Source organism: Rheinheimera aquimaris (assembly GCF_020531985.1).
In the GTDB taxonomy this organism is placed as follows: Bacteria; Pseudomonadota; Gammaproteobacteria; order Enterobacterales; family Alteromonadaceae; genus Alishewanella; species Alishewanella aquimaris.
On sequence record NZ_JAJAVQ010000002.1, the window covers coordinates 649512 to 664065 of the forward strand.

The following is a 14554-nucleotide window of genomic DNA, read 5'->3' on the forward strand; positions in this document are numbered from 1 at the left end:
ATGCAGATAGTCTAAATGTATTTGAGGAAAGAGGATGGACAGGCTTTCAACCCTGCTGGCGCAGTTTGGTATGCATGCCAGCGTGTTTCACAGTGGTGTTTTTTATGGCAACAGTGATTATGCAGCCCCGCAGCGCGGTGGCACGCTGCATTTACTCGGTAGCGGCCGGCTGGGTTTGCAGGCAGCGTCGCGTGATATGCAGCTCACCGAGCCGAGCCTGATTTTTATGCCGCGGCCCATGCCGCATGCGTTGCAGGCACATCAGGCTGATAAGGTGCAACTGGTTAGTGCCTATCTGGGCTTTGACGGTGGGCTGGACAACCCGCTGACAACGGCGTTGCCCGATTGCCTGGTAATGCCGCTGCGTGAGCTACCCACCTTGCAAAGTGGCCTTGCCTGGTTGTTTGAGGAAGGCGCAGAGCAAAACTGTGGCAGAAATGCGGTGTTAAACCGCCTGGTTGAGCTGGTGATGATTCAGTTGCTGCGCCATGTGATGAACAACCGTGTTGTTTCAAGCGGTATGATGGCGGGGCTGGCCGATTGGCGTCTGGCTCGGGCTGTAACCTTAATGCATGACCAGCCTGAGAAAAATTGGTCGGTGGCGGAGCTTGCCAGTGCAGCCAGTATGTCGCGGGCCAGTTTTGCCGCGCAGTTTCATAAGGTAGTGGGTAAAACCCCGGCGGATTACCTGCTAAGCTGGCGTGTCAGCCTGACGCAAAAACGTTTACGCGAAGGCCGGCCTATAGCGCTGATCGCTGACGAAGTGGGCTATGACAGCCCATCAGCGCTGGCGCGGGCATTCCGGCGTAAAACCGGTGCCAGCCCGCGCGAGTGGTTACAGCAGCAGTAACCAGTATGTAGACACTCAGCGGTTTTCCAGCCGGTTATAGTCAAGGTAACCACTGTCTATAGGGTTGCGCTGCTGGAACACTGTGTTCAGCCGGTCGCTGAACTGCCAGAAGTTAGCATTACTGCGCCGCACGGCGAAAGCATCCAGCAAGGCCGTGTAATCCTGCTCGCTGTTAATCGCTCTGGCCAGCTTTACCAGCTGAGGTAAATCGGCTTCCTGCACATGCCAGAACGCATCAGGGTAACTGCCCAGAATGCCGTGCACCAAGGTGACATCGTCATTTTGTTTATCGCGGTTTTGTTCTTCAGAGAACAGGCTGTTTACGTTGAAATGGGCGCTGTTGCGCAGCAAGGTAAACAGTTCAGGGTCTTTACCCTGCTCAGGCTCAACCACGATCATGGTTATTTCCGGCAGTATGGCTGCGCTTTCACCTTTTATTTCATTAAGTTGCTGCAATAAAGTCAGGCTTTGCTTATTCAGGCCACTGGCAGATAACTGATGTTGCTCAGGTTGTACCGCATGAAGGTGCTTTGCGAACAGGGCATACAGCTCTTGTTTGGGGTTATCAGTTTGGTAATGAATGCCGCTTGGCTGATTAAAGGGGTTAATATCGCCTTCAATAAACTGTGTCAGCTCCGGGCCGGCTTTCTGATACCAGGCATTAAACTCGCTGCGACGGCGCTCAGGCGGTAAAAACGCCAGAAAGTTAGATTCGCCTTCCATGCGTAAAAAATCCATGTAGAGCCGGGTCATTAGCTGATGGCCATAATTGCCGTATACGTCAAAACCTGCCACCAGCAGGTAATGGATCCGCTCCAGTAGCGCGTAATCTATCACCCAGGCGGTTTTGGGCGCGTTGCCAACCAAACCTTTTACCACAGTGGCATTATCAAAATGGCGAAACACCGTCAGGCTGGCATTTTGGTTGTTACCGTCGCCATCCCAGATGCCGTCCATTGTCAGGTGCTGGCCGCCTTGCAGGGCTTCGTTTAAAAACCGGCTGCGGGCGCGCAGGTAATCGCCCTGACGTTTGGCAAATGCTACCCAGCTGACGGCAAAGGCAGTGCTGTCTTTTTCTGCCGGCATACGCAGGTTGTTTTGCTGCGATAAGTAAAAGGCTTCGACACCGGGTGCGGTGGCCATTTCAGGCTTGACAAAATACACCCAGAACCTGTCGTTGATCACATTCAACGCCACCTGACCACGACAGACCGGGCCTTTGATATAGCCCATGATGGTGTTTTCTGCGCGCTCCAGCATAAAACGGTAGCGGGCATTTACCGGTAACTGGACAAAAGCAGTAAGCGGGTTGGCCGCTATTTCACTTTCATAACCGGGCAATTTATCCACGCTGTAGACAGCATCGACAAACCATTGCTGCCATTTTTGCAGTAAGTCGGCGTTAATATCGTACGGCTGGTGGGTTTTATTGACGATGGTCGATTGCACCGGTGTTAACCGGTAGTACACCCGGCTGACGCCCGGGGCATCAAAAGGCCTGCGACTGGCAATCACACTGACCGGCTGGCCGGGTGGTGTTGCGGAACGTACCAGTTGATAAAACTGTGGCGTTTGGCCCGCTTGGTTCAGTGCTGAAAAATACAGGTGCGAGGTAAATAAATGCTCATAAATATAACGGGCACTGAGCTGCATTTTCAGGTTGTCGGCGTTTAGCCAGTGTTCAAGTTTGGCTACCTGTTCCAGTTCAGCTTTGGGTATCCCAGCGGCTGGCGGCATAGCGGCGCCCTGACTTAGCCAGTGCATTAACTGCTGATGTTCAGCGCTACTAAGGGCCGGCAAACCGTAAGGCATACCCGCCAACGGCTGTTTATTGGCGTAGTGCTCAAACTCTTCAATGGTAGGGCACTGCTGGTCGCGGTCCAGGCTGAAGTCGAAGCTGTCAGGCAAAATGGTGCCCTGTGGCAAAGGCTGTTGCTGCTTAAGCTGCAGCATTCTGGCCAGTACCGAGGCCTGGGTATTGGCTTCTGCAGTCTGGCTGCGCTCATTCAGTACCGGAAAAAATCCGCGCTCGCGCCACTGCTGTAATGTCTGAGCGTCGATAAACAAACGGTTAGGCGTTGCTGCCAGCAGCCTGGCGCCGTCATAGACTTTTTCTTTATGCGCGCCGCGCTCAATACCGGCGTTTGATGCCATATTTAGCTGGCAGGGTGAATCGTAACAGGCGTGGCATACCACGCAGCGCCGGTCGATTATCGGCCTAATCTGCTCGTTAAAGTCAGCGGCATCGCTGCCGGTGGCAGCTCTGTTATCTGGTGTTGCGCTGCCATACAGCTGGTTTAAATCAAACCGGGCTAATGTTGCGCAACCTGCCAGTAGCAGTATCAGCACAAACAGCAGTTTTTTTCGGGGCAGGGCGGTGTTTAACATAGTCTTCCTTTGCTGCATGGCGTAATCAGTCATATCGCCAGCGGCAATGGTAGCTCAAAACTTGCCGCTTGTGGTACTCTGCCAGCATCTTGTTTTCGCAGAGAAATTGCATGCTAGAGCCGGGTTTTGTTGTGATCCATAGCAATAAACTGGAGACGCTGCGCGAGTTGCTGGTGCAGTGGCTGGCAACGCATCCTGTATCGGTGCTGGGGACTGAAGAGATCCTGGTGCAAAGTAATGGTATTGCTCAGTGGCTGAAAATGGCGTTGGCCGAAACAGCAAACGGCCATCCGGGCATTGCCGCTGGCCTGCAGGTAGAGCTGCCGAACCAGTTTGTCTGGCAACTTTACCGGGCGGTGCTGGGAGACAGCATTCCGAAAAGCCTGCCGTACGACAAAGCTAATTTAAGCTGGCGCTTGCTGGCATTACTTCCCCAGCTTACCGCGCCGGTGTTTGTGCCGCTACAACGCTACCTTGAGGATGATGTCGACGGCCGTAAAGCCTATCAGCTGGCACTGCGGCTGGCCGATTTATTTGACCAGTATCAGGTATACCGTGCCGACTGGCTGCAACGCTGGCGTGATGGGCAAGACCTGCTGAACGGCACTAACGCTGTGCCCGCCGATCAGCTGTGGCAACCGGCGCTATGGCGGTTACTGCAGCAACAACTGGCCAGCGTCTGCGCTGAAAATGCCTATTCCAGCCGGGCCGATGTGCATAACACTGCACTTGCCGCACTGCGTGACGGTAAGCTTGCCCGGCCTGATCTGCTACCCGATCGCGTCGTCGTATTTGGTGTGTCTTCCCTGCCGCAGCAAACTGTCGAACTGTTATCAGCGCTCGGGGCGCAGCGGCAGGTACTGCTTACCGTATTAAACCCGTGCCGGCATTTTTGGGGTGATATCAGCAGCATTAAAGATGAAATGCGTGCTGCGCAAAAACGCCAGCAGCGCAAAAGCGGCTTACCGCCGGTGCTGGATGCCGATGCGCTGTATCTGCATGCGCCGGTATTGCTGGCCAGTTTGGGTAAACAGGGGCGCGACTATATCAGCCTGCTGGATCAGTTTGACCAGAGCGAGCATTATCAACACTGGTTTAATGGCCGTATTGACCTGTTTTCTGACCCGGTTGCCGATATCAGCGCTTTGCCGTTATTAACGCAGTTGCAGCAGGACATGCTGGAGCTAAACCCAACACCGGCAGTACCGCGTATGCTGGCAGCTGCCGATAGCAGCATCAGTTTTCACATCGCTCATAGCCGCCAGCGCGAAGTAGAAATTCTGCAGGATAACCTGATCGCAGCGTTTAGCGCCGACCCGGCACTACAGCCACGCGATATTATTGTGATGACACCGGATATCAGCCAATACCAAAGCCATATTCATGCAGTGTTTGGCCGCCTGGCGCAGGACGACCCGCGCTTTTTACCCTATACGCTGGCAGATCAGAGCTTGCGCGGCAGCCAGCCGCTGTTACTGGCGCTGGAATACCTGCTGGACTTACCAAAACAGCGTTTTGCCTTAAGTGAAATCAGCGATTTACTCGATGTGCCGGCTATTCAGCGCCGCTTTGGTGTGCATGCTGACGCTTTGCCGCAATTGCAGCTGTGGCTGACCGAGGCCGGTGTGCGCTGGGGGCTGGATGGTGCGCAGCGTAGCACACTCGAGTTGGGTGAGCTGGACAGCAGTTACAGTTGGATGTTTGGTATTGAGCGTATGTTGCTGGGGTTTGCCATTGGTGATGAACCCTTGTGGCAGGATACCGCACCTTATGCAGAGGTTGCCGGGCTGGCTGCAGCTGAGCTTGGGCCGGTGCTGCAGTTTATTCAGCAGTTAAAGCACTGGCACAGTGTTATAGCGGCAGGGCAGTCGCGCAGCCTGTTGCAATGGCAACAGCTTATGCTGGGTGAGAACGGTTTGCTGCTGAGCCTGTTTGATTTTAATGATGAGCAGGACCAGCTGATTTACAGCCGGTTGAGCGACGCGCTGGACCAGCTGGTTGCCGCGGCAGACAGTGGGGATTTTAGCTGTGAAATCAGCCTGCTGGTGCTGCGCGAAGCCTGGCTGGAACAAGCCGCCAGCAGTGGTTTAAGCCAGCGCTTCCTGGCTGGCAGTTTAACGTTTTCGACACTGATGCCGATGCGCGCCATACCGTTCAAGCGTATTTACCTGTTGGGCCTGAATGATGGTGATTACCCGCGCTCCCGGATGCGTGATGACTTTGACCTGATGGCAACAGATTACCGCGCCGGCGATCGCTCGCGGCGCGATGACGACCGCTACCTGTTTCTGGAAGCGCTGTTAAGTGCGCGCGACAGCCTGTATCTGAGCTGGGTAGGGCGCGATATTCGTAACAATAGCGAGTTACCGCCAAGCGTGCTGGTTAGCCAGTTGCGCGATCTGATCAATAACGGCTGGACAGCAGAGCAGCAGCCGGATACCGCACAAAGCCTGACTCACGAATACCCGATGCAGCCGTTTTCGGCGCAGTATTTTAATGGCCGCTACCACACTTATGCTCATGAGTGGCAAAGTGCGCATCAGCCTGGCAGCGCCCTGCAACTGCCCGAACCTGCAGCTATGCAGCCAGAGGCTGAGCTATTGCCGGTACTGACACTACGCCTGCTGGACGACTTTCTGGCCAACCCGTGCCGGCATTATTTAACCCAGCGTTTTAAAACCCGGTTTTATCAGCAGAACGATGCCACAGAAGATGCTGAGCCTTTTGTGCTCAATGCGTTGCAGTTGTACCAACTGAAACAGCAAGTGCTGGACCAGTTATTACTTGATGCAGACACCGACATTGATGCAGCCGTACAGCAGCTGGCCCGCCAGGCCAGGTTACCGTTGGCGTTATTTGGGCAACTCAGTGCTGCCCAGATAGCGCGTGAAGCCGGTGTGGTGTTTTCACGCTACCGCGCTGACGGCACGCACTGGCAAAGACGCAGCAAAGCATTGAGCTTACAGCTTGAACCCGCTGGCATTGTGTTAAATGACCGGCTGGGTAATGTCTACAGTAATGACGCCGGCCAACAGGCGCTTATTTTGCTGCGGCCAAGCGCGGTGCGTGATAAAGGCGGGTTGCGCGTGCATACGCTGCGCAGTAGCTGGCTGCAACAGTTGGCGGCAAACAGTCAGGGTGAGGCACTGGCGATTTATCAGTACGGCCTGGATGATGCGATACATATCCGGCCTCAGCCGCAGATACAGGCAGCAACAACACTGGACGCACTGGTACAACACTGGCTGGCTGCACTACAGCAGCCGCTGCCGCTGATGCCGAAAACCGCGCTGTGCTATTTGCAAACCGGCGACGAGAATAAATGCCGCGACATGTTTGAAGGTGGTTATCAGCGCAGTGGCGAACGTGACAACGCACCGGAGCTGACGCGCTACTACCCGGACTTTAACAGACTGCTGGCAGCCGGTTTTACCGATTGGGCGCAAAAAGTGTATGGTCCTATGCTGCAAACCCTGACCGATAACGACAGCGGAGCCGCACTATGAGCCAGCCTGGCCTGCCAGCGGTAGCTGCGCACAACAACGATGTAAAACCGCTTGATGCATTAACTTTTCCGCTGCACGGTAGCCGGTTAATTGAGGCCAGCGCCGGTACCGGTAAAACCTTTACCCTGGCTGCCCTGTATCTGCGCCTGGTGTTGGGCCATGGTCAACGCGCAACAGACAGCGAAAAAAATAGTGGCTTTGTCACTACGTTAACGCCGCCACAAATTTTGGTAGTAACCTTTACCCGGGCGGCGACGGCAGAGCTGCGTGATCGTATCCGGTTACGGCTGGTTGAGGCCGCCACAGCATTTCGCGCCGGTAATACTGACGATGAGCTGTTAAGCAGGTTATTGCAGGACTACAGCAAAAACGAGTATCCGGCCTGTGCCGGTATCTTGGAGCGTGCAGCGCAATGGATGGACGAAGCGGCTGTATTTACTATTCACAGCTGGTGTCAGCGCATGCTGTCAGAGCATGCTTTTGACTCCGGTATGGGGTTTGCTGAGCAGCTTAGTGACGATAATCAGCTGCTATTGCACACGCTGGCGTGTGACTACTGGCGCCGCTTTTTATACCCATTGACTGACGCCGCTGTGTTACACGAGCTGGGGCGGGTAGCGCAGTCGCCCGAGGCGCTGCTGGCCGATGTGCAGCCCTGGCTGCAAGCCGATGCAGAAGATATGCAATTTAACGCCGGCGGCGAGCCGTTACCAGAACCGTTAAGCCCACAGCAGGCCGCAGCACCGCTTAGCCAGTGGCAGCAGCAACTGACAGCGCTGTGCCAGCAGTTGCCGCCACTGCTGACAGAGGATGTACTGCCACTGCTGGATGATGCGTTTGACAACAGCTGGTTAAACGGCAACAAGTTTCGTGCCGCCAGCTGGCCGGCAGAGCGCCAGTGGTGGCTGGCGCTGCTGGCTGAACCTGAAAAGATAAGCAGCCAGGACGCTGACTTTACCAGCATGGTGCAAAAATACCGTGCGGCCAATCTGGCTGCCGCACAGAAAAAAGGCCAGCCGCTACTACGCCATGCCGTATTTGAGCATTTTGATGCGATAGCACAGCTGTTACAGGCGAAGCCTGAACTGGCAATGGCAGTGCGGCACCATGCAGCCATATGGCTAAGTGGCGAGTTTCATACCCGCAAACAGCAACGCGGTGAGCTGGATTTTAATGACTTGCTGCTGCAGCTGCATAAAGCGCTGCTAAGTGACAGCGGTCAGGTGCTGGCAGCGCGGATCCGCGCACAGTATCCGGTGGCGATGGTGGATGAATTTCAGGACACCGACCCGCTGCAGTTTGCTATTTTCCGTGCCATTTACCCCGATGTGCAAAGCCGCAACAGTGCGCTGATTATGGTGGGGGATCCGAAGCAGGCAATATATAGCTTCCGTGGGGCCGATTTAAATACCTATCTGCAGGCCCGCACGTTAACCGCTGGCCGGCATTACAGCCTGAGCACAAACTTTCGCTCGACCACGGCGCTGGTAGAAGGGGTGAACCAACTATTCAGTACTGCTGAGAGCCAGCGTGGTGCTTTCGGTTTTGGCAGCAGTGATGTGACGGAACTGCCGTTTTTGCCGGTACAGGCTAAGGGTAAAAGTGCACAGCTGCAGCGTGGCAGTAATGAAGTAGCGGCGGTGAATTATTGGCTGGCGCAAGCTGAGCCAGGCGAACTGAAAAAAGGTGGCTATCAAAGCCTGATGGCGCAGGCGTGTGCTGATGAAATTACGTATCTGCTGCATCAGGCACAGAACGGTCAGGCGCTGTTTAGCGGCGACGATAGTGCCGCTAAGCCACTGCAGCCATCGGACATTGCTGTTTTGGTACGCGATCGCAATGAAGCAGCACTGATCAGGCGTGAGCTGAGCGCGCGTAATGTGCGCTCAGTGTATATGTCTGATAACGAGTCGGTGCTGCAAAGCGCCGAGGCCGCCAGTGTGCTGTACTGGTTAAAAGCCTGTCATCAGCTGGAAGATGACAACCTGCTGCGCCAGGCGCTGGCATTACCCCTGTCGCAAAACAGCGATACCCAGCTGCAATACTGGCTGAACAACGAAATAGCCTGGGAGCAGCTCACTGAACAGGTCCGGTTATTTCGCCAAATCTGGCGTTACAAAGGCGTACTGGCCATGCTTACGGCCTGGCTGCATTACTTTGGTTTGCCGGCAAAGTGGCTGGCGCTGGAGCAGGGTGAGCGCTGCCTGACCAATGTGCTGCACCTGGCAGAATTACTGCAAAGTGAAAGCCAGCAGCGCGATGGTGAAAGCGGCCTGATCCGCTGGCTAAGCGAGCAGCTGGCAGGCAATGGTAACAGTGATGAGCAGCAGCTGCGGCTGGAAAGTGATCAACAGCTGGTGCAGGTGGTGACCATTCATAAAAGTAAAGGCCTGCAGTATAACCTGGTGTTTCTGCCGTTTATCTGTGGTTTTAAAGCAGCCAAAAAAGATCGGCCGCAGCGTTATTTTGATGGCCGCCAGCGAGTGCTGGATCTGATGCCCGATGATGCAACGCTGCAAAAGGCTGAACATGAGCGCCTGTTGGAAGACATCCGGCTGTTATATGTTGCACTGACCCGACCGGTATACGCTTGCTGGCTCGGATTGGCGGCGTTTAGTGAAGGCAACAGTAAAAAAAGCAAACTGGCGCAAAGTGCACTGGGCTACCTGCTGAACTTGCCGGATGACTGCACCCTGGCAGATTTAACCACGGCGCTTAGCGTACTGCCGTGGCAGCAACAGCCGTTGCCTGCAGTACAGCCGCCACTTAGTGTGGCGGGCGTGCCTGAACTGATACCGGCGCTGAGACTTACTGCACCGCTCAGGCGCGAGCGCTGGTGGATAGCCAGTTATTCTGCGCTGCGTACCGGCAGCAATCAGGCGCCGGAGCTTAGCGATGCTGCGCCAGATAAGGGTGCCTTAGCGGCCGATACTGTGCTCGACAGCTTGTTGCAGGAGGAGAATAACGAGCCTTTGCTGCACAGTGAGCAATATCAGAGCATGCATGATTTTCCACGTGGCGCTGTGCCCGGCACCTTTTTGCACCAGCTGCTTGAGCTGGCGCAACAGCAAGGGTTCGCCCGGTGCGATGATGCCTTTTGCGATGACATGTTAGCGCACCAGCTGGCGCGGCATAACTGGCAAAGCTGGCATCAGGTGCTGCGCAGCTGGCTGGGGCAGATGTTACAGGCGCCGCTGGCCGGTGTGCAGCAGTCGCTTAAGCAGTTACAGCAGGTGCGATCAGAACTGGAGTTCTGGCTGCAAACTGAGCAGGTACCGGTATTAGTGTTAGATAAGCTGATTTGTCAGGCCGTTTTACCCGGTATGTCGCGCCCGCCGCTGTTACCCGATACGTTAAACGGTATGTTAAAAGGCTTTATTGACTTAACGCTGCAAGGCCAGGATGGCCGCTACTGGGTGCTGGATTACAAATCAAACTGGCTGGGGTCGGATGACAGTGCCTACAGCGAAGAAGCGATGCAGCAGGCTTTGCTTGATAAGCGTTATGATGTGCAGGCCGTGCTGTATATGCTGGCACTGCACCGGTTGTTGAAGCTACGCCAACCCGGTTACCTGCAGGCGCCAGAGCGTTATCTCGGTGGTGCGCTGTACTGGTTCATCCGCGCGCCAGAGCAGGGCCAACTGCTCTTACCCGCGCAAGTTACGCTGTTAACCCAGCTGGATGCCCTGTTTGCCGGCAAAGCCGTGCCGGAGGTTGCAGATGCAAATTGACTTATTTGCCGGTGAACATGAGCCAGAACCGCAAGCGGTGTTTCATCCGGCGCTGCAGGACCTGACACAGATGCAGGCTATGTTACAGCGCTGGCAGCAGCGGCGCTGGCTGCGCGCGTTAGATGTGCAGTTACCGCAAACCCTTCATCAGCTGGCGGCTGAACCAAACCCGCTGTTATGGTTGCTCTGTGCTTTACTGTGCCATCAGTATGGCCGCGGCCACAGCTGTATTCTGCTGCAAGACTTACTGCAAGACCCGGACGGCCTGCTGAGCCTGCCGCCGCAAAACCAGTTTTTACAGCGCTTTACTGACCGCCCTGCAGTGGTGCTAAAAGGCCTTACGATCGGGGATTTCCGCGCGGCGCTGCAGGGCTGCAGCTGGCTGGCAACGGCAGGGCCAGCACCGCTGGTGCTTAACGAAGACAGGTTGTATCTGTACCGGCTGTACCAGGCAGAGCAGCGCGTAAAGCAGCATCTTAGTTTAATGCTCAGCACCACGCTGCCGCTGGCCAACGCCGTAACAGCTGAGCTGGATATATTATTTGCCACACCGCAGCAAACCGAGCCCGACTGGCAGCGGCTGGCCTGTGTGATGGCATTACAGCGCCGGTTTGCCATTATTACCGGCGGGCCGGGTACCGGTAAAACGACTACAGTGGTAAAGCTACTGGCGTTGTTACAACACGGTGCCGGCGGCGCTCTAAATATAAAACTGGCAGCGCCAACCGGTAAGGCCGCTGTGCGTCTGACCGAGTCTATCAGCGGTGCGCTAACTCAGTTACCGGCAGAGCGCGCCCGCACCATACCGACAGAGGTGACCACCTTACACCGGCTACTGGGGGCAGTGCCAAACCGGCGCAGCTTCCGGCATAACCGTGACAACCCGTTACAGCTGGAAGTACTGGTGGTTGATGAAGCCTCAATGGTGGATTTAGAAATGATGGCGGCGCTGCTCGATGCCTTGCCAGAGCAGGCTCAGCTGGTGCTGCTGGGAGATAAAGATCAATTGTCGTCAGTTGAGGCCGGTTCAGTGCTGGGCGATTTATGCCGGGGCGCGGAATTGGGCGGCTACCGCGACGACACCATGGCGCTGTTGCAAGCGTTTAGCGCCGTGGCGCTGGATAAATGGCGCGGTGAGGGTTCAGCGCTTAACCAGGCCACGGTAATGCTGCGCAAAAGCCACCGTTTTGATGCGCACTCCGGCATCGGTCAGCTGGCTGCGGCAGTGAACCGCGGCGATACCGGCGCGGTGGAATTGTTTGCGCAGTACCCGGATATTGAACTGTTTAGCGCAAATCAGCTCAGTATACTTAAGGCCACCGTCGTTGCAGGTTACCGGCAGTATCTGCAGCAGGCGCAGCCAGGCCCCGCAGATGAGCGGGATAACTGGGCGCGCAGCGTGCTTGGCAGTTATAGCCGGTTTCAGGTGCTGTGCGCGCTGCGCAGCGGTGACTGGGGCGTAGAAGGCGTAAATGAGCAAATCAGCCAGTGGCTGCACAGCAGCGGCATAATTAACCGCCAGCAGCAGTGGTACAGTGGCAGGCCGGTTATGATGCAGCGCAACAATTACAACCTGGGGTTAATGAACGGCGATATCGGCATTACGTTAGTTGATCCGCTCAGCAACATGCTGCGTGTGGTGTTTCAGCTGGCCGATGGCAGCATCAAATGGGTATTGCCCAGCCGCTTAACCGAGGTAGAAACCGCCTTTGCCATTACGGTGCACAAATCGCAGGGCTCGGAATTTAATCATTGTTGCCTGGTACTGCCACCGGATAACAGCCCGTTGTTAAGTCGTGAATTGCTGTATACCGGTATTACCCGTGCCAAACAGCACTTTAGTTTGCTGTGTGCTGCGCCGGCACTGCTGCGCCAGGCTATAAGCCGCCGTGTGGCCAGAAGCAGCGGGCTCTAAGCCCGGCAAACAGAGGAGATCATTATGCTACAACTAGACGCGAGCGAATTGGTAAAGAACGGTAGTTATATCAATGGCCGCTGGCACAATAGCGATAATACGTTCAGCGTAAAAAACCCGGCTGATCTGCAGCCGCTGGCCGACGTTGCTGATGCGGGTAAAACGCAGGCCGAACAAGCGGTGCAGGCTGCGAGCGACAGCTTTGCCGGCTGGGCAGCCAAACCCGCAGCCGAGCGCTCAGCGCTGTTGCTGGATTGGTATCAACTGGTGATGAAACATCAGGATGACCTGGCGCGTTTAATGACGTTAGAGCAAGGCAAACCGTTAGCGGAAGCCAAAGGCGAGATAGCTTATGGCGCGTCCTACCTGCAATGGTTTGCTGAAGAAGCCAAGCGGCTGTATGGCGATACAATACCGGCACCATCTGCCGACAAACGTATCATTGTACAGCGCCAGCCGGTTGGTGTGGTTGCTGCCATTACGCCGTGGAATTTCCCGAATGCTATGCTGGCCCGTAAAGCTGCGGCAGCGCTGGCGGCAGGCTGCACCTTTGTGGTGAAACCCGCACACCAGACACCGCTTTCAGCGCTGGCGCTGGCAGAGTTGTCGCAGCAGGCAGGTATTCCGCCGGGCGTGTTTAATGTGATTTGTGGCACCGATGCCAAAGCGATTGGTGAGGTGCTAACGCAGGACCCCCGGGTCGCCAAATTCAGTTTTACCGGTTCGACAGCGGTGGGCAAAGTGCTGGCAAAACAATGTGCTGATACAGTAAAAAGGGTCAGTATGGAGCTTGGCGGCAACGCACCTTTTATTGTGTTTGATGATGCCGATCTGGATGCCGCTGCTGAAGGCTTAATGGCTTCTAAGTTTCGTAATGCCGGCCAAACCTGCGTTTGCGCCAACCGTATTCTGGTGCAGAGTAGCGTCTACGATGCTTTTATTGAAAAATTTGTTGAGAAGGTAAAACTGCTGCGCATTGGCGATGGTCTGGAAAAGGGCACCGATATTGGCCCGCTGATAGACGATAAAGCGCTGCAAAAAGTCACCGAACTGACCCAGAGCGCGTTAGACGATGGCGCGACGCTGCTGCTTGGCGGGCACCATCACAGCTTTGGTGAACGTTTTTTTCAGCCAACAGTGCTGGGGGATGTCACAGCAGAGATGACGATCAGCCAGCAGGAGATTTTTGGCCCGGTTGCCGCGATACAGCAGTTTGACACTGAACAGGACGCAATTGAACTGGCAAACTCTACCGAATATGGTCTGGCGGCCTATTTCTACAGCCGCGATATTGGCCGGGTGTTTCGCGTTTCCCAGGCGCTGCAATTCGGTATGGTCGGCATAAATGAAGGCATGGTATCTAATGCCGCGGCTCCGTTTGGTGGGGTGAAACAATCCGGCTATGGTCGCGAAGGTTCAAAATACGGCCTGGATGATTACACCGATATTAAGTACCTGTGCATTGGTGGTGTTTAGTGCGCCGCACATGCTAAAAAGCCGCCAGCATGATACATAAGTGCTGGCGGGTCTGATTGTCTGGATGTGCATTGCTTTGCACCGCTACTGGCGTTATAACAGATGCAGTAAAGCTAAAGGATAAGCGCTGTGGTAACTCAAGATATAGTAAAAGATGAGATCCAGCTGATCTACGTAAGTGAACGTTGCGCCAGCACCGATGATGCCGCTATCAATAAAATAAAGTTACGTGCCGAGCCAAACAACCACAGGCGTAATATTACCGGCGCTCTGCTTTATACCGAGCATTACTTCTTGCAATATCTCGAAGGTGAAGCCGCGGTAGTTGATGCGCTCTATGCCAGCATTTGTCGAGATCCACGCCACACTAATGTGCGCCTGCTACTGCGCAAATCAATCACACAACGCGATTTTTTACGCTGGAGCCTGGGTGTAAAAAAACTGCTGGATAACAGTGAAAATCAAGACTTTATCGCCGTGCTGAATATGATAGGCCAGGCCAGCAAGGTATCAGAAAGCCAGCTTGAGTGGTTTAAACTGGCGTTAAAGTAAGGGTTATTTTAACGCCAGGCGCTGATTATTCCGCGTTTTTGATCTGCTTGTGGATAAATTAATTTAACTTTAAATCATATTGATAGCTTTATTTGTGGTGGTTGTTATGCAGTTTTACCCGCCATTTTACCCACCA

General features: G+C 54.9%; 7 protein-coding genes. 6 read left to right on the forward strand and 1 reads right to left on the reverse strand.

From position 1 onward, the window contains the following. Positions 1-34 precede the first annotated feature (34 nt). A complete protein-coding gene (locus LHL18_RS07890) occupies positions 35-850 on the forward strand; it encodes an AraC family transcriptional regulator (RefSeq protein ID WP_226766498.1) in 816 nt (271 codons plus the stop codon). Positions 851-865: 15 nt separating this feature from the next. On the opposite strand, the gene LHL18_RS07895 is transcribed toward LHL18_RS07890, so the two are convergent. Further along, on the reverse strand, positions 866-3238 hold the full coding sequence (locus LHL18_RS07895; RefSeq protein ID WP_226766499.1) for a fatty acid cis/trans isomerase: 2373 nt from the start codon (positions 3236-3238) through the stop codon (positions 866-868). Positions 3239-3348: 110 nt separating this feature from the next. Here LHL18_RS07895 and recC point away from each other — a divergent pair, with 110 nt between their 5' ends. From recC to LHL18_RS07920, 5 genes are all read left to right on the forward strand, one after another. Next, complete coding sequence (gene recC / locus LHL18_RS07900) at positions 3349-6744, forward strand: exodeoxyribonuclease V subunit gamma (RefSeq protein WP_226766500.1); 3396 nt, start codon at positions 3349-3351, stop codon at positions 6742-6744. Further along, positions 6741-10475, forward strand: a complete 3735-nt coding sequence (gene recB, locus LHL18_RS07905) for an exodeoxyribonuclease V subunit beta (RefSeq protein ID WP_226766501.1) — start codon at positions 6741-6743, stop codon at positions 10473-10475. Before recC ends, recB begins: the two co-directional genes overlap by 4 nt. Beyond that, positions 10465-12390, forward strand: a complete 1926-nt coding sequence (gene recD / locus LHL18_RS07910) for an exodeoxyribonuclease V subunit alpha (protein WP_226766502.1) — start codon at positions 10465-10467, stop codon at positions 12388-12390. The genes recB and recD overlap by 11 nt, the downstream gene beginning before the upstream one ends. 24 nt (positions 12391-12414) lie before the next feature. Continuing rightward, positions 12415-13866 carry an NAD-dependent succinate-semialdehyde dehydrogenase gene (locus tag LHL18_RS07915; protein WP_226766503.1) on the forward strand — a complete coding sequence of 484 codons (1452 nt, stop codon included), beginning with the start codon at positions 12415-12417 and terminating at the stop codon, positions 13864-13866. A gap of 129 nt (positions 13867-13995) precedes the next feature. Further along, positions 13996-14418 (forward strand): BLUF domain-containing protein, encoded by a 423-nt coding sequence (locus LHL18_RS07920; protein ID WP_226766504.1) that lies wholly within the window; start codon positions 13996-13998, stop codon positions 14416-14418. Positions 14419-14554 lie beyond the last annotated feature (136 nt).

Excerpts from the sequence above, each read along its gene's own strand:
- recD (WP_226766502.1), top strand. The coding sequence starts at position 10,465 with ATGCAAATTGACTTATTTGCCGGTGAACATGAGCCAGAACCGCAAGCG.
- LHL18_RS07895 (WP_226766499.1), bottom strand. The coding sequence starts at position 3,238 with ATGTTAAACACCGCCCTGCCCCGAAAAAAACTGCTGTTTGTGCTGATA.
- LHL18_RS07915 (WP_226766503.1), top strand. The coding sequence starts at position 12,415 with ATGCTACAACTAGACGCGAGCGAATTGGTAAAGAACGGTAGTTATATC.
- recC (WP_226766500.1), top strand. The coding sequence starts at position 3,349 with ATGCTAGAGCCGGGTTTTGTTGTGATCCATAGCAATAAACTGGAGACG.
- LHL18_RS07890 (WP_226766498.1), top strand. The coding sequence starts at position 35 with ATGGACAGGCTTTCAACCCTGCTGGCGCAGTTTGGTATGCATGCCAGC.
- recB (WP_226766501.1), top strand. The coding sequence starts at position 6,741 with ATGAGCCAGCCTGGCCTGCCAGCGGTAGCTGCGCACAACAACGATGTA.